18 protein-coding genes are annotated in these 16518 nt (G+C 63.5%); 8 read left to right on the forward strand and 10 right to left on the reverse strand.

The genetic code is table 11. The features are described 5' to 3' along the window. The first annotated feature begins 93 nt into the window (after positions 1-93). The 7 genes from QQ25_RS22165 (at position 94) to QQ25_RS22195 (ending at position 7313) form a co-directional block, all read left to right on the forward strand. Entirely contained in the window at positions 94-819 is a 726-nt protein-coding gene (locus QQ25_RS22165) for an IclR family transcriptional regulator (protein WP_039322815.1), read from the forward strand. Between the two features lie 5 nt (positions 820-824). Continuing rightward, complete coding sequence (locus tag QQ25_RS22170; RefSeq protein ID WP_234711951.1) at positions 825-2531, forward strand: FAD-dependent oxidoreductase; 1707 nt, start codon at positions 825-827, stop codon at positions 2529-2531. 169 nt (positions 2532-2700) lie between these two features. After that, entirely contained in the window at positions 2701-3636 is a 936-nt protein-coding gene (locus tag QQ25_RS22175) for an SDR family NAD(P)-dependent oxidoreductase (RefSeq protein ID WP_052235958.1), read from the forward strand. 223 nt (positions 3637-3859) lie between these two features. After that, positions 3860-5026, forward strand: coding sequence for an amidohydrolase family protein (locus QQ25_RS22180; RefSeq protein WP_052235959.1), 1167 nt, complete (start codon positions 3860-3862; stop codon positions 5024-5026). A gap of 169 nt (positions 5027-5195) precedes the next feature. Beyond that, positions 5196-6062 (forward strand): LLM class F420-dependent oxidoreductase, encoded by an 867-nt coding sequence (locus QQ25_RS22185; RefSeq protein ID WP_052235960.1) that lies wholly within the window; start codon positions 5196-5198, stop codon positions 6060-6062. A 6-nt stretch (positions 6063-6068) separates the two neighbouring features. After that, positions 6069-6527, forward strand: coding sequence for a MarR family winged helix-turn-helix transcriptional regulator (locus QQ25_RS22190; RefSeq protein ID WP_039380987.1), 459 nt, complete (start codon positions 6069-6071; stop codon positions 6525-6527). 39 nt (positions 6528-6566) lie between these two features. Then, a complete protein-coding gene (locus QQ25_RS22195) occupies positions 6567-7313 on the forward strand; it encodes an NADPH-dependent F420 reductase (protein WP_039380989.1) in 747 nt (248 codons plus the stop codon). Positions 7314-7368: 55 nt separating this feature from the next. On the opposite strand, the gene QQ25_RS22200 is transcribed toward QQ25_RS22195, so the two are convergent. The 10 genes from QQ25_RS22200 to QQ25_RS22240 all read right to left on the reverse strand — a co-directional run bounded on the left by QQ25_RS22200 (position 7369) and on the right by QQ25_RS22240 (position 15701). Then, positions 7369-8121 carry an SDR family NAD(P)-dependent oxidoreductase gene (locus QQ25_RS22200; protein ID WP_039322824.1) on the reverse strand — a complete coding sequence of 251 codons (753 nt, stop codon included), beginning with the start codon at positions 8119-8121 and terminating at the stop codon, positions 7369-7371. 66 nt (positions 8122-8187) lie between these two features. After that, complete coding sequence (locus QQ25_RS22205) at positions 8188-8595, reverse strand: SRPBCC family protein (RefSeq protein WP_039380991.1); 408 nt, start codon at positions 8593-8595, stop codon at positions 8188-8190. 37 nt (positions 8596-8632) lie between these two features. Beyond that, the gene (locus QQ25_RS22210) at positions 8633-9121 is read right to left on the reverse strand and encodes a hypothetical protein (protein ID WP_039322831.1); all 489 of its coding nucleotides are present in this window, start codon (positions 9119-9121) and stop codon (positions 8633-8635) included. 176 nt (positions 9122-9297) lie between these two features. Beyond that, positions 9298-9681: a nuclear transport factor 2 family protein gene (locus tag QQ25_RS22215; protein WP_064871370.1), complete on the reverse strand. Its 384-nt coding sequence runs from the start codon at positions 9679-9681 to the stop codon at positions 9298-9300. Positions 9682-9738: 57 nt separating this feature from the next. Continuing rightward, positions 9739-10941: a cytochrome P450 gene (locus QQ25_RS22220; RefSeq protein WP_039322834.1), complete on the reverse strand. Its 1203-nt coding sequence runs from the start codon at positions 10939-10941 to the stop codon at positions 9739-9741. A 68-nt stretch (positions 10942-11009) separates the two neighbouring features. Next, complete coding sequence (locus tag QQ25_RS30860; RefSeq protein WP_131546202.1) at positions 11010-11456, reverse strand: hypothetical protein; 447 nt, start codon at positions 11454-11456, stop codon at positions 11010-11012. 71 nt (positions 11457-11527) lie between these two features. Next, positions 11528-12841, reverse strand: a complete 1314-nt coding sequence (locus tag QQ25_RS22225; RefSeq protein WP_082017633.1) for an amidohydrolase family protein — start codon at positions 12839-12841, stop codon at positions 11528-11530. Between the two features lie 31 nt (positions 12842-12872). Next, positions 12873-13415 (reverse strand): VOC family protein, encoded by a 543-nt coding sequence (locus QQ25_RS22230; RefSeq protein WP_039322837.1) that lies wholly within the window; start codon positions 13413-13415, stop codon positions 12873-12875. A 27-nt stretch (positions 13416-13442) separates the two neighbouring features. Beyond that, positions 13443-14258 carry a phytanoyl-CoA dioxygenase family protein gene (locus QQ25_RS22235; RefSeq protein WP_201774254.1) on the reverse strand — a complete coding sequence of 272 codons (816 nt, stop codon included), beginning with the start codon at positions 14256-14258 and terminating at the stop codon, positions 13443-13445. A 75-nt stretch (positions 14259-14333) separates the two neighbouring features. Beyond that, entirely contained in the window at positions 14334-15701 is a 1368-nt protein-coding gene (locus QQ25_RS22240; protein WP_052235962.1) for an amidohydrolase family protein, read from the reverse strand. Positions 15702-15845: 144 nt separating this feature from the next. Here QQ25_RS22240 and QQ25_RS29800 point away from each other — a divergent pair, with 144 nt between their 5' ends. Further along, a complete protein-coding gene (locus QQ25_RS29800; RefSeq protein ID WP_052235963.1) occupies positions 15846-16490 on the forward strand; it encodes a TetR/AcrR family transcriptional regulator in 645 nt (214 codons plus the stop codon). The last annotated feature ends 28 nt before the right edge of the window (positions 16491-16518 follow it).

Raw genomic sequence — 16518 nt, forward strand, 5'->3', positions numbered from 1 at the left:
GAATTTGTAAGCACTTTGCTCATATAGCGCACATCCGCGTGCATTATTATCAGAGCATCACTCTCGCGGTTCTATCTGTCAAGGAGGGGCGCGATGCCGGCCAAAGCAACCCAGCCGCAGCCACAATCGAAGACCGAAGGCACTCGAACGGGAGCGCCCGGCTCACAGACGCTGGCGCGCGGTTTGAGCGCGCTCGCCGCCATTGCCGCGGCGCCGACGGGGCTGACGGTGCAGCAGGTCGCCGACCACGTCGGGGCGCACCGCACGATCGCCTACCGGCTGCTGGCCACCTTGAGCCAGTTCCGTTATGTGACAAAGGGTGAGGACGGCCGTTACCGGCCCGGCGCCGGCCTGGCCGCGCTCGGTTCGTCCTTCGACAACAACATGCGCCAGCTCAGCGTCCCGACGTTGCGCGCACTGGCCGACGAACTCGGCAGCACGGTGTCCCTCCTGGTGGCCGAGGGCGATCAGCAGGTGGCCGTCGCGGTGATCGTTCCGACGCAGGTGTTCTACCAACTGTCCTTCCACGAGGGCAGCCGCCATCCGCTCGATCGCGGAGCGGCCGGAGTGGCGTTGCTGGCGAGCATGCCGCCGCGTCCCGGCGAGCGCGAACTGGTCCGCCAGACCCGCGAACAGGGCTGGGTGATCACACACGGCGAAATCGAGCCGGACACCTACGGCCTGGCAGTACCCGTGCGTCGGCGGCTGCCGTCGCCGCCAACCTGCATCAATCTCATCTCGCACCGCGAAGACGTCGTCCTGGGCGGCAAGGACGCTGTGGTCCGAGCGGCAAACGAACTATCGGCGATCCTGTACTGAAAGGAATGACAGTGGCCCGTACCGAATCTCACCACAACGACGGGGCTCAGCAACACGACGGGGCTCAGCGAAACGAGGGACTCGCCTGGGATGACGAGGTCGACGTCGTCGTACTGGGCAGCGGTGGCGCCGGGCTCACCTCCGCTTTGACCGCCTCGGTCAACGGCGCGTCGGTCGCGATCTACGAGAAGGCACCCACCGTGGGCGGGACCACCGCGGTCTCCGGCGGCATCGTGTGGATACCGGCCCACGACCGCAGCGCCGACGGACCATTGCCCGTCTCCGACGCCATCGACTATCTGCAGGCGCAGTCGCTCGGTTACATGGATGCCGATCTGGTGGACACGTTCGTGCGCACCGGCCCGGCGATGCTCGATTTCGTCGAGGAACACAGTGAGCTGCGCTTCGCGGTCGCCGAGGGGTTCCCCGATTACAAACCCGAACTGCCCGGCGGGCGGCCCGGCGGCGGCCGGTCCTTGAGCGCTGGGCCGGTAGACCGGAGCAAGCTCGGCGCCTGGAAGGACCGGATCACCTCCTTCCCAGCGGATTTCAGCAATGTCGGCATCGACGCCGAAACCCGGGCACGGATCCACGCCGTCTACGACGATCCCGACGCCGATCTCTGTGTCGCCGGTACCGCGCTGATCGCCGGTCTGCTGCACGGCCTGCTCGATCGCGGCATCGAGCCGGTCACCGAGGCCCGCGCGGTCGAACTGACCGGTGACGCCACCGGCATCACCGGAGTGCGCCTGCGCTGCACCGGCGGCAGCGACGTTCGGGTCCGCGCCCGCAGCGGCGTGGTGCTGGCCACCGGCGGATTCGAATGGGACGCCAAGCTGGTCGAGGCCTATCTGCGCGGGCCGATGCGCGGAGCGGTGTCGCCGCCGAACAACACCGGTGACGGACTGCGGATGGCCATGGCACACGGCGCCGACCTGGCCAACATGGGTGAGGCGTGGTGGGTTCCGATCGTGCAGATCCCCGGTGACACGATCGACGGCCACCCGCGCAGCCGCAGCGTGCGCCTGGAACGCACCCGCCCGCGCAGTGTCATCGTCAACCGGGCCGGCAAGCGCTTCCTCAACGAAGCAGGCGAATACAATTCGATGGCGGGGGCCTTCCAGTACCTCGATCCCAAGATCGGCTACGCCAACGACCCCGCCTGGATCGTGTTCGACTCCGGGCACCTGCAGCGTTACGGATTCCTCGGTGTCGAGCCAGGCGGCGCGGCGCCGGACTGGTTCTGCGAATCGGCCACCATCGCCGAACTCGCCGCCAAGACCGGGATCGATCCCGAAGGTCTGGCCGAGACGCTGGCCCGGTGGAATGGCAACGTCGCCAACGAACTCGACCCCGACTTCGGCCGCGGATCCAGCGCCTACGACGGGTATTGGGGCGACAATTCGGCTGCCACCGCGGCCGGCCAGACCCTCGGCCCACTCGACACCGCGCCGTACTACGCGGTGCCGGTCAAGGTCGGCGCGATGGGCACCAAGGGCGGGCCACGCACCGACCGAGACGGTCGTGTGCTGCATGTCAACGGGTCGCCGATCCCCGGCCTGTTCGCCGCGGGCAATGCGATGGGCGGGGTGACCGGCAAGGCATACGGCGGCGCGGGCGGCACCCTCGGTCCGGCCATGGTGTTCGGTTACCGCGCAGGACAAACCGCCGCCAAAAACTCGAGGACATCGATGGAAGCAGCCGTCGGCTGACACCGATCGCCCGAACTCGCTGCGTCCGGGTTTGCCACGGCGGAGTAAAATTACAACACCGTTGCACATTTGATCGGGTTGTGGTTAGCATCACATCGCCCATTGGCCGCCGATCTCAGGTCGCAGTCGCGACGGCGCACCCACCCACAGCAATCGAGAAAGGCACTCCGTGACTGAACTTCGGTTCGACGGCCGCACCGCGATCGTCACCGGCGCAGGCGGTAATCCCAGCATCGGCCGCTCCCACGCATTGCTGCTGGCCCAGCGCGGCGCGAACGTCGTCGTCAACGACATCGGCCGTAGCGTCGCACCCGGCTATGAGGGAACCGCGTCAGCCGACGCGGTGGTCGAGGAGATCCGTCGCGCCGGCGGAAACGCCGTCGCAGACCACAATTCGATCGCAACAGAGGAGGGTGCGGCCGCGCTGATCCACACAGCGATCGATGCGTTCGGCCGGGTCGATGTCCTGGTCAACAACGCCGGCATCTCGATCGCCGCAGCATTCGATGAAATGACCTCGCACGATATCCGCCAGCACATCGACATCAATCTGATGGGCACCATCTGGACCTGCCGCGCGGCGTGGCCGCACATGAAAGCCAACGGCTACGGACGCGTCGTCAATACCGGCTCGGGGGCGTTCGCCGGCGCACCACTCCTCGTGGCATACAGCACGAGCAAAGGCGGAATATTCTCGTTCACCCGCGCGCTCGCCGGCGAGGGCGCCGCATACGGCATAAAGGTCAACAATCTCAATCCCGGTGCGTTCACCCGCATGGTCGCCGCCCAACAGGATGAGAGCTCGCCGATGTACCAGATGGCGAAGACCGCGCTGCCGCCGGAATTGGTGGCCCCCGTCGCCGCGCTTCTGTCGCATGAGAGTTGCCCGGTGAACGGCGACACCATCAACGGGGCCGGTGGACTGGTGAATCGGGTCTACCTGGCCGAAACCGCCGGCTTCACCCAGAGACCGTTGACGATCGAAACCGTCGCCGAGCGCTGGGCCGAAGTGGTCGAGGGGACGCCCGAGCGCGCTGTGCCGATCGCGGCACACGATCCCCGCGATTGGAACGTCAAAGAGTATGTCGCCGCCGAACGCGGTTGAAGCGAAACGTATTGCGCTCCATGGTGTTCCAGTGCCGCGATCACGGCACGGCAGCACATATTTAACACCTTGAGCTATAAGTACAACAGTGTTGCATGTTAGGCAAGATGTGGTTAGCATCACAATGTCGCAGCTTCAAGGTCAACAGCCCGACCTTGGCCACTGAGCGCTTCACGGCTCCGGAAATCGGTGCCCTGCAAAAGAAATCGACAGAGAGGCCGACATGCTCGACGAACGCCTGACATTTGAGAATCCGCTGACCGCCGAAGCCGGCATGATCGTTGACCGGACCAGCCAGCCTCGGGAGGCCGCAAAACTGCCTCAAGACCTCGTCCTGGTCTCGGCCGACAACCACATCGAACTCACCGAGGATATTTTCTACGAGCGCTTTCCGGCGGATCGCCACGAAGCCGCGCCCCGAGTGTGGTTCGACCGCTATTGGCGCGTCGGTTTCCCTGACTCGATGCAGGCATATCCGGAGAGTGCTGACGTCGATACCGCGCTGGCTCGCTCCGTCCTCAACGACGGTTTCGAATTCGGTGTTCGGAACCGCCATCTCGACGCCGAGGGCATCGACAAGGAAATCGTCTATCCGCAAAGCCTGCTGGCCTTCATCCGCTATCCGGACCAAGAGATGCAAGAGCTCATGTACCGGACCTACAACGAGTACATCGCCGAGCTCGACAAGAAGAATCCCGGCCGCTTCTACGGCGTCGGCATCTGCAGCAATTGGTGGGACCCCGATCATGCGGAGAAAGCGATTCAGCAGATCGTCGACCTCGGACTCAAGAGCTTCATGCTTCCCTTCAGCCCCGGAAAGAATGCGCACGGCGAACCCATCGACTACGACAGCCCGGAAATGGACCGCTTCTGGGCGTGTGTGGCCGAGGCGAACCTGCCGGTCAACTTTCACATCGGAGAGGTGCCGTCCTCGGGGGGCCGGGGCGGGTTCGGGACGTTCTTCCTGATGCAGGCCGCACCCTTCCGTCGCGCCTTCGGCGCGCTGATCTTCGGCGGCATCTTCGACCGCCATCCCAACCTGCAGGTCGTTTTCGCCGAGGGCGGCATCAACTGGATCGCCGGTGCGCTCCAGGACGCCGAGCTCACCTACGGCGCCCATCGCGAACTCTTCGACTGGCCGATGAAGCACCGCCCGAGCCACTACTGGCAGAACAACATGTTCGCGACGTTCCAGACCGACACGATCGGTCTGAAGCTGCTGGACTACCTGGGCGCCGACCGCGTGATGTGGGCGCAGGACTACCCGCACAGTGAAGGCACATTCGGATACTCCGCTAGCGCGATCAACGAGGTCGTCGCGGCAACCTCACCGGAGAACGCGCGAAAGATCCTCAGCGAGAACGCGATCAACCTGTACAAGCTCAGCTGAGCATCGGCAGCTGCACAGTGGATACCGTTCGGGTTGAAGCCATGCACACCAGCTGACTCCGTTGTCGCCAGAGTGGTGAGCGTCACCGTCGGAATATGTCTAGCGCGCTAGACAGTTGTACGCTACGGAATAGTTGTCACCCGTAGCCGCCGACGCCAGAAGGTCACCCATGCATCAAGTCGAAACCCGCCATAACACTTCGGCCCACGACGCCAAGCCCGATCTGGGACGGTTTGGCGCCTGGACGGGCAATCCGGTCTCCCCACCGGTGGCTCGAGAAATCGAGAAACTGGGTTACGGCGCTGTATGGGTCAACAGCACCGCACCCAGCGACTTGTCCTGGGTGGATCCCATCTTCGAGCAGACCACCACCCTGAAAGCCGCCACTGGCATCGTCAACATCTGGGCCTCGCCCGCCGGCCCGGTCGCTGAGGCATTTCACCGTGTCGACCAAAAATATCCGGGACGGTTCCTGCTCGGAATCGGTGCGGGCCACCGCGAGCATGTTTCGCAGTGGGAGAAGCCGTACGACGCGCTCAACAAGTACCTCGACGAACTCGACCGCTACGGCGTACCCGCGGACCGCCGCATCCTCGCGGCGCTCGGCGACCGAGTGCTGCAGCTGTCCGCGGCACGCGGTGCGGGGGCGCACCCGTATCTCACCACGCCGGAACACACCGCCCGGGCACGCGAAGTGATGGGGCCTGCAGCCTTTCTTGCTCCGGAGCACAAGGTGGTGCTGTCATCAGATGCCGGATCGGCCCGAGCTCTCGGACGCGAAGCCGTCAACCTCTATCTCGGGCTCAACAACTACCTCAACAGCTGGAAACGAATCGGATTCTCTGACAAGGACATCACCAAGCCCGGTAGTGACGACCTGATCGATGCCGTCATCGCGCACGGCACCGCACCCCAAATCGCCCGACGCCTGCACCAGCACCTCACCGCCGGGGCTGACCACGTCGCCATCCAAGTCATCGAAGCGGACAAACTGCTACCCGTACTGACGGCTCTGGCACCGGCGCTGGGACTCTAGTCCGCGATGAAATCGTCCGCCAGAAAATCAGCAGCGGCACCGCCCGAGCGCCTGAAACTGGGCCAGCAGCTGTCATTTGCCCTCTACGGCGCTGCGAACCGCATGGTCCGCCAGCACAAACCGTTTCTGGAGCCACTGGGCCTGACGTTCCCCCAGTATCTCGTCATATTGGCGCTGCTCGACGGCGCGCCGCTTTCCGTCGGCGCATTGGGTACTCGTCTGGATATGGATACGGGCACGATCACACCACTGGTAAAGCGACTCGAGGCCACCGGATTGGTCACGCGCACCCGAGACCGCGCCGACGAGCGGCGAGTGCTGGTCGACCTGACGCCGCGCGGGCGTGCGCTCGAGCCCGACATCCGCGGAATCACCGACCAGATCAAGTCAGCATGCCAGCTCACCGAGACCGGCTTGGACGACCTTCGGCGCACGCTCGAAGGGCTCGCCCATCCCGCCGAGTAGTGACTCGCGCATCTAGACATCGAGAAAGGCAACGTCGCAATGAAAATAGGAATCGTAGGTACCGGGCACATCGGCAAGACGCTGACTCAGAGGTTGGCCGCCGCCGGACACGACGTGAAGGTCGCCAACTCGCGTGGCCCGGAAACGATCGAGCCCGACGTGTTGAAGTCGGGGGCCCGTCCGGTCGCTGCGGCCGACGCGGTAAAAGACGTCGACGTCGTGATCCTCTCCATCCCGTTCAACCGTCTTCCCGCATTCGCGCCGACGCTTGCCGGGGTGCCCGCCGAGACGGTCGTCATCGACACGTCGAACTACTATCCGATGCGGGATTCCCGGATCGAGTCCGTAGAAGCAGGCCAGGTCGAAAGCCTGTGGGTTGCTGAGCAGCTCGGACGGCCGATCGTCAAGGCGTGGAACGCGATCGGTTCCCATTCGCTCGCAGAGAAGGGCACTCCGGCCGGATCGGCGGGTCGCATCGCCATCCCGGTCGCCGCCGATAGCGACAGGGAACGCGCCGTGGGCAAATCGCTGGTCGACGACACCGGCTTCGACGGATTCGATGCCGGAACACTGGCGGAGTCGTGGCGTCAGCAGCCCGGCACTCCGTGCTATTGCACCGATCTGACCAGCGACGAGATGCCGGCTGCGTTAGCGACAGCCGACGCCGCCAGGTCACCGCGACGCCGCGACATCGCAGTCGCTGCCATCGCGGAACGAGTTGGTGACTCGATGACAAACCCCGACAGCGATTACGGTGTCCGACTGAATCGCGTTCTGTTCCTGTGAAAATTCAGGCGCATTGAGTAAGTGACGGCACGAAGATCGTCCAGCTGCACTACGGTCACCACCCGGCGGCTTGACCGCCGTCGACGAAATGGTCGCCGCCGGTGATGAAAGAGGCTGCGTCAGAGGCAAGAAACGCCACCATGTTCGAGACCTCTCGCGGCTCGGCGCAGCGATCCATCGCCGCACCGCTGCCCGCCAGTTTGCGCACATCCTCCATGCCGGAGTTGAGCATCATCGGAGTGGCCACCGGTCCCGGCATCACGCAGTTGACCCGGACTCCCTTTTTCGCGTACTCGACTGCGGCCGCCCGGGTGAGGCCGCGCACCGCGAATTTGGCTGCGGTGTAGGCGGCATTCGGAACATGCCGGACGTGTGCGAATCCCGCCACCGAGGCGATGTTGACAATCGCACCGCCGCCGGCGTCGATCATGCCCGGAATCACCGCCCGCATACCGTAGAACACCCCGTGTTGGTCGACGGCGATGGTCCTCAGATAGTCGTCTACGGTCAGGTCAGCGGTGTGGACGAATGGACCGGGGACTCCAGCGTTGTTCACGAGGACTGTCACCGGGCCCCACTTGTTCGTGACGCGGTCGACCACATCAGTCCATTGCTCCGGCTCGGTCACATCCAGATCGAAAAACTCTCCCTCTGCGCCAACCTCTTTGGCTACAGTCCGCCCCTCTTCTCTCAACACATCGACGATTGCGACTTTCGCGCCGAGTTCGACAAACGTCCGGACGTGCTCGGCACCCATGCCCTGGGCACCTCCGGTGATGATCGCGACCTTGCCTGCCAATGTCAGCACGAGCTTCTCCTTTGGTCGGTGTGGTCAAGATGTAGGTCCGCAAGGTCGTACACAGCTAGAAGGACGTCACGCCAAGCGGTTCCGGACCGCGGTCAGACCATCGCGATAGGTGGTGGCGACCGACTCCGCGATAAGACTCCCGTGCGCCGGCTCGATGGCGTCGAACTGCCCGCTCCACTCCATCCGCGCACCACCGCCGTCTATACCCAGCACTTGGATACGTGATCGATAGTCGACCATGCCGAACTGGCTGCCCACTACCGCATAGACGTAATAGCGCCGGCGATCACAGTGCTCGACAATCTGCTCAGCGACCTCTCCCCCACCCATCAGCGTGCAATGACGCACGCCGTGCACGATCGATGAGGACTCAATGCCTGGGTGCCATCCGCAGATCGCCGCCGGATCACCTACCAGCGACCAGACGATTTCCGGTGCCGATGCGATGTCGATGCTCTCCTCAACACTGAACAACTGGACCTCCCACTAATTCGCGTTACCTCAGTCGGTTTCAGGCAAGGAAGCCGGCTTGCGCAATTGCAGGCCGGGGACGAACGCCACACCGGAATGACTCTCTTGCTTCGACGGCGCGATCGGGGCGGCCGACCGCGACAAGTGCGTGCTTCTTGAACACCTGCGCAGCAATGGTGGGTTCATAGCTCACCTGAAGCAGGCGTGTCCTGAACTCCGCCGGACACGCATCTCCCCACACGATCAACTCGGCCGCGCCGTTGTCCATGACGCGTCTGATGAGTTCGCGGGTCCGAGGATCGCTCGAATAGTAGTGACCGGCGACAGCGATGGCGCAGGGTTGAAACGCGGGAGCACTCGTCGACAACACGGAGTCCAGCTCCGCCGCACCAACACCGAGAATGCGTAACGGGCGCACATCGGAACCTTCGTCGACAAGCGCGGTGACGTCCCATCCCGCCATTGCCCGATCGAAGAGCCAGCCGCCGACAACGGTCACGAGCTCGGCGATGTCGGACGCGACAACCATCAGTCGATAGCGCTCCCGATCTTCCTCTGCTCCTACACCTTCCGCACGGAAAGGTCCTTGGCGTCGCACGCGTCAGCCGGCGATCTGGACAGCGCGGCAGCGACATTGGCGAACCGCCTCACGAATCACGGGGTCTCGCGCTCGGTGAGCCGAGCGACCATTCCAGCACATCAGGCTCAGGAAACCCCGGCCGAACCATATCCGGGATCGCCGTCCGCCGGCCAGAAGTACTCCCGCCAAGCCACGATCTTGCCGTCCCGGACCTGATAGGAACCCATCACCGGCCAGCTCAACGGAGTGCCTTCCATCACCCAGTGATCAAAGCGCTCCATCAACACAACATCGCCATCGACGGCCAGGTGACGGATCTCGAGATCTACGACCTTGCCGCGGCCGAAGAACACCTTCATCAAGTCGTAGATCGCCTCGCGCCCAGCTAGTTTCGGCCAGTCAGGGCCGATGTCGAAGGTGGCGTCGTCAGCGAAATGGCTCATCACTTCGTCGACATCGTTGGTCGCCCACGCGGCAATCTCCGTGCGTACGACATCCTCAGGGCTCATCGACAACTCCGCCTTTCCTTGCTGTTTCTTCCGGACCCGCACGGCAACGATTCGGCACTACCGCAGAACGACAGGCATGGATTCCCAGCCACGCACGGCCGAGGTTGACGTCAACGTCGCTTTCGCGAGATCGACGTCCCACTCGGGGAAACGTTTCAGGATCTCCTCCAGGGCGATCCGTCCTTCCAGGCGGGCCAACGCCGAGCCCAGGCAATAGTGCACACCGCGGCCGAAACCCAGGTGCTGCGGGGAACGGCGATGGATGTCGAAAACATCTCCGTCGGGCGGGAAGTGGCGACGATCGCGATTGGCCGCGGCGAGCATCAACAGCATCACACTGCCCGCCGGCACCGTCTGTCCGTAATAGCTGACATCCCGCGTGACATATCTGGCCATGTTCGGACCCGACGGCTCGAAGCGCACGAGTTCTTCAATGGCCTTGGGTATCAGTGAATGATCTTCGGCGAGCTGACGCCGCTGGTCGGGATATTCGGCCAGCACCTTGCCCGCCCATCCGATCAGCCGATTGGTCGTTTCGTTTCCTGCGCCGACGACCAGGCTGGCGTAGGCACGGAGTTCGTCGCGTCGCAGTCGCCGGGTGGTACCCGTCTCGTCGACAAACTCGACGTTGGCCAACTCAGAGATGATGTCGTCCGATGGATGCTCGACACGCCACTCGACGTACTCGGCGAACAGTTCGCCCGCGTCAATCGCCTCGGGGGCGACCTCCATCGGTTTACCCGCCTCGGTGCGCAGGTTGTCGTCCCACCGTTTGCGGACTTCCTCGAGGTGCTCGTCGGGCATGCCCAGCAGCATTCCGATCACCCGCATGGGCATCCGAGCGCCCAGATCAGCCACGAAGTCGAACCGCTCGCTGCCGACGAAGGGATCCAGACACTCAGCACAGAATTCCCGGATCTTGGGTTCGAGGGCGCTGATCTTGCGCGGGGTGAACATCCTGGCCAGTAGCTTGCGGTGGATGTCGTGGATCGGTGGATCCTCGAAAATGATGAAGCCCGGCGGGATGTCGATGTTCGCCTTGACCGTTTCCAACACGTCACCCCGGGCCGAGCTGAACGTCTCGACGTCGACGGATGCACTGTCGACGTCAGCGAATCGGCTCAGTGCGTAGAAGTCGTACTCGCTGTTGTAGTACAGCGGCGCTTCTTCCCGGAGACGCGCATACGTCTCGTACGGACTGACATTCAGCGCGACGTCGTAGGGGTCATAACAGACATCGCTCACAGCTCCAACTGTCACTGATTCCGCCTCTCAGAACGATTCGTGCCGGTCTGGAAAATTTTGTTGCCGCAGGTCTTCTACTCGGCTCAGGTGCCGCATTCGGGCCCGCCGGAAACGTGGCAGTCAGGAATGATCCAATCGCTCATCGGGTCCTCCGGATTGACGCGTACGGAGCCGACCGGGAGTTCGACTGCGCTGCCCGGCTCCAGCTTGAAGGTGTCGGAGATGAACGCCGGCATGGATTTTGACAACCGTTCCAGGACGCCGCCCTTCCTGGCGCACACAGTTCCGAACTCATCTGGACGAGGCATTGCCTGTGACGTCGGCCAGATCGAGTTGCACAGATCTTGAGCGCTCCGGATGTGGTAGGGCACTTCGTCAGCGAACGCGTTTGGCGCCAACCCAATTCCAGTACACATCATTCCGAGACAGGCACTTGCGGCAACGATTCCGCGGGCCCAGTCGGTGCGCCTGTTCGTGGCTTTGCCAGCGGCGTTCGCAGCTTCGACATGTTTGATGGCTGGTCCGGTCACCAGGACGACACCACGTTGCGCGTTTCTTGTCATGGCTCCTCATCGGTTGTTCGTCGGACCGCCTGTGGTCGTTATTGCAGCGCCAGCTCCCGGTGCAGGACACGGGGTTCCGACGATCCGTCGGCCGCGACCGCACCCGTCCGGTCGATGACGAAGACACCGTCGCGGATGACCGCTTTGAGTGCCTCCGCCGGGCGGGACAACAACGAAAGATCGGCGAGCGGGTCGCCATCGACGATGATGAGGTCGGCCAGGGCACCCGGCTCGATCACACCCACCCGCTCCGGTTCGTCGGCCAGGAACTGGCCGGCGTTGCGAGTACCCCAGCTCAGCACGTCGGCCGGCGATAGCCCATCGATCGCTCCGTAGTAGGCGAATTCGCGACCGTAGTTTCCGACCTGGTGGTCGAGTGGATCGTCGTCGAGCAGATCGCGGAAGATGCCGCTGTAGTCGTCGCCGATCAGGATCCGGACCCCGGCTGCCTGCGCGATCGGCAGCATTGCTCGGGTGTGCTCGTATTGCTCTGGCGTCACCCCGAATTCGGCGGCGTAACCGAGTTCGAGCAGGCTCCACGGGTAGATGAGGCTGGGCACCCAGAAGGTTCCCGCCTCGACCATCGCCGCGATGACTTCCTCATCGACCTCGTCGCCGTGGTCGATCAGATCAAGTCCGAGCTCGATGCACTCCAACATCATCGCCTTGTCGGAAACGTGGGCACGTACCTTCGCGCCCCGCTCATGAGCGGTGTTGATGATGGTGGCGATCTCGTCGCGGGACATGTTGCGTGTCGTGCGGTGCAGCTGGCCGTGGCCGGCACTGGCGAAGATCTTGATCGTCTCGACACCACGATTGATCTCTTCGCGCACCAGCGAACGCATGGCGTCGGGACCGTCGGCGCAGACGTCGGTTCCCGGTGTCTCGTACCGCTTCCACCAGCGCCCACTGTTGTTCATGTCGCCGGTGGTGCCGAGATGGTGCCCGCAGGCACGAATCCGCGGTCCGGGGATGATGTCCTCAGCGATCGCCATCTTGAGCTGCGCGTCGATGTCGTGCGCGCACGAGGCCCCGGAGTAGCCGGTGAACCCGCTCTCCAGCAGCACGCGGCAGGTGCGCACGCCGATCGCCATCATGACTCCGGGCGGCAATTCCTTTCCGGGCCGTTCGGTGGCGGCGATCGCGATGCTGAACTTGTAGAAGTCAGGATGCAGATGTGAGGTGATCAGGCCGGGCAGCAACGTCATTCCGGCGACATCTATCGCCCCATCGGGAACCGGTCCGGAATGCGGATGGATGGCGGAAACCTGATTCCCTTCGACGGCAACCGTGTGGCGGCCGGGCAGCATGGTCCGGCCATCGAACACTCTGGCGTTGGCGAGTACCGGCATTTATCGTCCCTCCGTAGATGTTTCGGCCGCGTCAGAACGTGACGACCGGTTCACTGCCGTCCCACATCTGCGCCGCGGCCCGCATGGCGGCGAAACCCGCGTCGCGCTCCGCACTCGGCTCGAGCAGTTCGACCATGAAGCCGAGCGTGGAAGAGGTGTCGACCCAGCACGTGCGGATGCCATCGAGCTTGCCCTCGAATGCCAGTTGCGCGCCCGCCTCGATGTAGGTGTCGCGCTCGGCTTCGTAGTCATTGCAGTACAGGGCCATATGGTGTAACCCGAAGTCGCCGTCGCCGAAGAGATCCCGGAAGACGCCGGGCTCGTCGTTGTCCTGGCAGACCAGTTCGATCTGCAGGTCACCGGCGTAGGCGATGGCCGCCTGAACCTTCGGGAAGTCGGCCGGCGTACCCCGGTGTCTCCCATCGGTGAAGTCGACCCCGTCGAACCAGAAGAACGGTCCCACACCGGCGTTGCGCACCCAGGAATCGATGGCGCTCTGAAGATCGGGGACAGTCCAGCACATCTGCATGAAGTTTCGGTTGGGGAACGGCGCGGGGAAGGGTGTTGCCGCCATGGGCTGCTCTCTCCTTGACTCTGTGCCTCAGCCGATCAGCGGAAAGCGCTCGTCATCGAGCGGCTGCCATTGCGTCATCTGGCTGGAATCGAAGTTGGGTGTGGCGGATCCGTTCCAGCACACGTCGGCGGGTTGAGCGACCAGCAGGTAAGCCCAACGTGGCCGATCCATCGCGTTCACGCCCGCACCGTGGATCGTGAGGTGCGTATGGACCGAGATGTCACCGAGCTCGTAGGTCAGCTGTTGGCTCATCTCCAGATCGCGAAGCTCGGGAAACGCATCCAGAGCGTCTCCGGCACCGTAGGTGGTGTAATCGCCCATCACCCCGGCACGGTGCGATCCGTTCACGAACGACATCGTCCCGGCTTCAGGCCCGTATGCCTCCAACGGGAACCAGAACGTCATGCCCCCGGACCGGTCGACGGAGAAGGTGATGAAATCCTGGTGAAAGGCGGTCGGACCGTTCCCACCGTGGCGAGCAGCCTTGGTGCTGGGCAGTTTTGGCGCGAAGAAGTCCGCGTAGTACCGCGTGCCCACAACCGTGCCGTCGGGAGCGCGCCGCCGTTGCAGCAGGCTTGCGCTCTTGCCGACTTCATCGATCAACGGTCGCATCACCGGGTTCGTCAGGCCGGCGCTCTGTCCGACGTTGAAGTAGGCCAGCGCGCCTTGCTCCTCACCGTCGGTGTCGGTCGGCGCCTCGGCCTGCAGTGGGTTGCTGTCCGCATCGTCGCCCATCTTGTCGCGCGCGATCGCGAGCATCCCGCGGACCACGTCAGGATCCACGAAGCCTTTCAGCTGCACCCAACCGAATTCATGCAAATGGTCGACTTCCTCATCGGTCACCGACCGGCACGGTGACGTCACAGCCGTTGGCTCTCCCACGATTTCGATGTCTCCTCGTCGCTGTCGACAGATCGGCTAGATGAAGCGGCCAGGGCCGGTACGGAACGCGTAGAGCCCCATGACGGCGTCCTCGGGAACCTCGTACGGCGTGGCCACCTCGTCGATGGTGGGGCCGATCTTGGCCGCCACCTCGGCCAATTTCGTGCGATCGAGACCGTAAACGTCGATTGCGTTTCCGCCGATGTACTTGCGCACATCCTGGGGGTCAATGTCGTTGAACGTGAACCGGATAGCTTCCCTGGTGTCGGGCCAGGTTCCCTCCGCGTGCGGATAGTCGTCGCCCCACATGACCTTGTCGGTGAGGCCCTTCTCGACTCCCAGCTTCGCCTCCCAATTGGACATGAAACTGGCGCCGATGAAGCAGTTGCGTTTGAAGTACTCCGATGGCGGCATGGACAGTGCCGCACGAACCCATTCACCGGTTCGCGAGTGGTAGAGGCCGTCCATGTCGTCCATGACCTCCGGCGCCCAATCCATCCACTGTTCGGTGAGCACCAGCTTCAGTTTGGAATGGCGCTCGAACACGCCGCCGAGGATCATCACCCAGACCCCGCGACGGGTCCGGAACAGCGTCTCCATCATGTACATCGCCTGGGCGCCCTCCCCCTCGTAGGGGTAGTGCTCACCCCCACCGCCGTGCGTGTTGAGCGACATTCCGGTTTCTTCGCATATCGACCAAAGCGGCTCCCAGATCGGATCGTTCAACATCGGGATGTCATTGCGGGGAGCGGGCAGGTTGATACCTCGCAGGCCCGCCTCGGCCGCCCACTTGACCTCACGGACACAGGCAGCCGGGTCGGAGATCGGGATGTGGGCGATGCCGGCGCTGCGCTCGGGGGCCGTCGACACGAAATCGGCGAGCCACCGGTTGTAGATACGAACCCCGAGGTCCTCCAGGCGGTCGTATTTCGAGTCACCCCAACTGATGAGGCCCGTCGTCGAGAAAGGAATCGACTCCCCGTTGAGCCCGCCGTGATAGATCACGGATGCGGCGACACCCTGTTCGTCCATGTCGGCAAGCCGTGCCTCCGGGTCCTGAAGACCGGGAACGAAACTGTGCTCGTAGCTGCGGTTCAGAAAACCCAGATCCATCTGGTCCGGATTGCGAATGCCCGCGGTCTTGGCGAAGTCCTCGGCCTGGGACTGATCCAGTGACCAGTTCTCGTCATAGCCCTTGTCGCCGGCTTTGGACGATCGCAACGAGAACATGCCGTGCTTTTCCATCTCTGCGACGAACTCATCGAATTCGTCGAGGTATTTCGGTTCGCAGTACTGCCGCAGCTGGTTCTTGAGCGACGGTCCGACGTGGCTGTCCGTCGAGACCACGATGTAGGGCTCCTCCGATACGCCATCGGTACCGGAGTGGGGCGGTTGCTGCACCATGCTTGTCCCTCGCAGGTTTCGAGATCGTCTGATGTGGGCGCTGTGATGCTAACCACACTCGAGCCCAATGTGCAACGGTGTTATACATTTGAATCACCGTGGCAAATATCGCTCACTGTGGCATAACTGAGTACAGTGACACCCATGGCCTCACGCGCCCTGCAGCGAACCCGCGCGCACGTACTCGATGCTGCCCGCGACTTCGTCGAACAACACGGTGTCGAACAGCTGTCCATGCGCCGCCTCGCCGACGAAGCCGGCGTCAGCGTCCGCACGCTCTACAACCACTTCGGCGACAAAGAAGGCCTACTGGCCGCCCTCATCCAACGCTCGCTCGACTCCATGGACGTTGCCGTACACCAACTCTCGGCGACCGACCCGATCGAACGAATCTGGGAAGCCATCACCTTGTCGATCCACAAAGTCGTCGCCGACATTCCGAAAGCTGTCGTGCGTGCCGTCCTCATGGACGACCGGCTCCTCGACCAGGTGAATCTGCGCTGGAGCGGCTGGGACCTCATCGTCACCGAGATCAGAGCCGCCACCCGACGCGGCGCACTGCGCGACGACATCGATCCCGACGTCCTCGCCGACCATGCCGCGATGGTGCTGTTCCACCTCCAACGCCGATGGACCGCCGGCGACATCACCGCCGAGCAACTGCGCGCCGGCGCACTGCACGCTTTCGACATCTGCCTACTGGCCATCGCCCGGCCACGCGCGCGCACCGACATCCTGGCCCATGCCAACTCGATGCTCTCAACCGAGCAAACCGCCGCAGAAGCCTGATCCGCCCGGCCTTCCCGGTTACCGTCGA

The organism is Mycolicibacterium setense, from assembly GCF_000805385.1.
Classification (GTDB): Bacteria; Actinomycetota; Actinomycetes; order Mycobacteriales; family Mycobacteriaceae; genus Mycobacterium; species Mycobacterium setense.

What these genes read in the sequence shown, in the direction of transcription:
- QQ25_RS22240 (WP_052235962.1), bottom strand. Translation starts at nt 15,701, where the DNA reads ATGGTGCAGCAACCGCCCCACTCCGGTACCGATGGCGTATCGGAGGAG.
- QQ25_RS22180 (WP_052235959.1), top strand. Translation starts at nt 3,860, where the DNA reads ATGCTCGACGAACGCCTGACATTTGAGAATCCGCTGACCGCCGAAGCC.
- QQ25_RS22190 (WP_039380987.1), top strand. Translation starts at nt 6,069, where the DNA reads ATGAAATCGTCCGCCAGAAAATCAGCAGCGGCACCGCCCGAGCGCCTG.
- QQ25_RS22215 (WP_064871370.1), bottom strand. Translation starts at nt 9,681, where the DNA reads ATGAGCCCTGAGGATGTCGTACGCACGGAGATTGCCGCGTGGGCGACC.
- QQ25_RS22170 (WP_234711951.1), top strand. Translation starts at nt 825, where the DNA reads ATGACAGTGGCCCGTACCGAATCTCACCACAACGACGGGGCTCAGCAA.
- QQ25_RS29800 (WP_052235963.1), top strand. Translation starts at nt 15,846, where the DNA reads ATGGCCTCACGCGCCCTGCAGCGAACCCGCGCGCACGTACTCGATGCT.
- QQ25_RS22225 (WP_082017633.1), bottom strand. Translation starts at nt 12,841, where the DNA reads ATGCCGGTACTCGCCAACGCCAGAGTGTTCGATGGCCGGACCATGCTG.
- QQ25_RS22195 (WP_039380989.1), top strand. Translation starts at nt 6,567, where the DNA reads ATGAAAATAGGAATCGTAGGTACCGGGCACATCGGCAAGACGCTGACT.
- QQ25_RS22230 (WP_039322837.1), bottom strand. Translation starts at nt 13,415, where the DNA reads ATGGCGGCAACACCCTTCCCCGCGCCGTTCCCCAACCGAAACTTCATG.
- QQ25_RS22165 (WP_039322815.1), top strand. Translation starts at nt 94, where the DNA reads ATGCCGGCCAAAGCAACCCAGCCGCAGCCACAATCGAAGACCGAAGGC.
- QQ25_RS22185 (WP_052235960.1), top strand. Translation starts at nt 5,196, where the DNA reads ATGCATCAAGTCGAAACCCGCCATAACACTTCGGCCCACGACGCCAAG.
- QQ25_RS22210 (WP_039322831.1), bottom strand. Translation starts at nt 9,121, where the DNA reads ATGGTTGTCGCGTCCGACATCGCCGAGCTCGTGACCGTTGTCGGCGGC.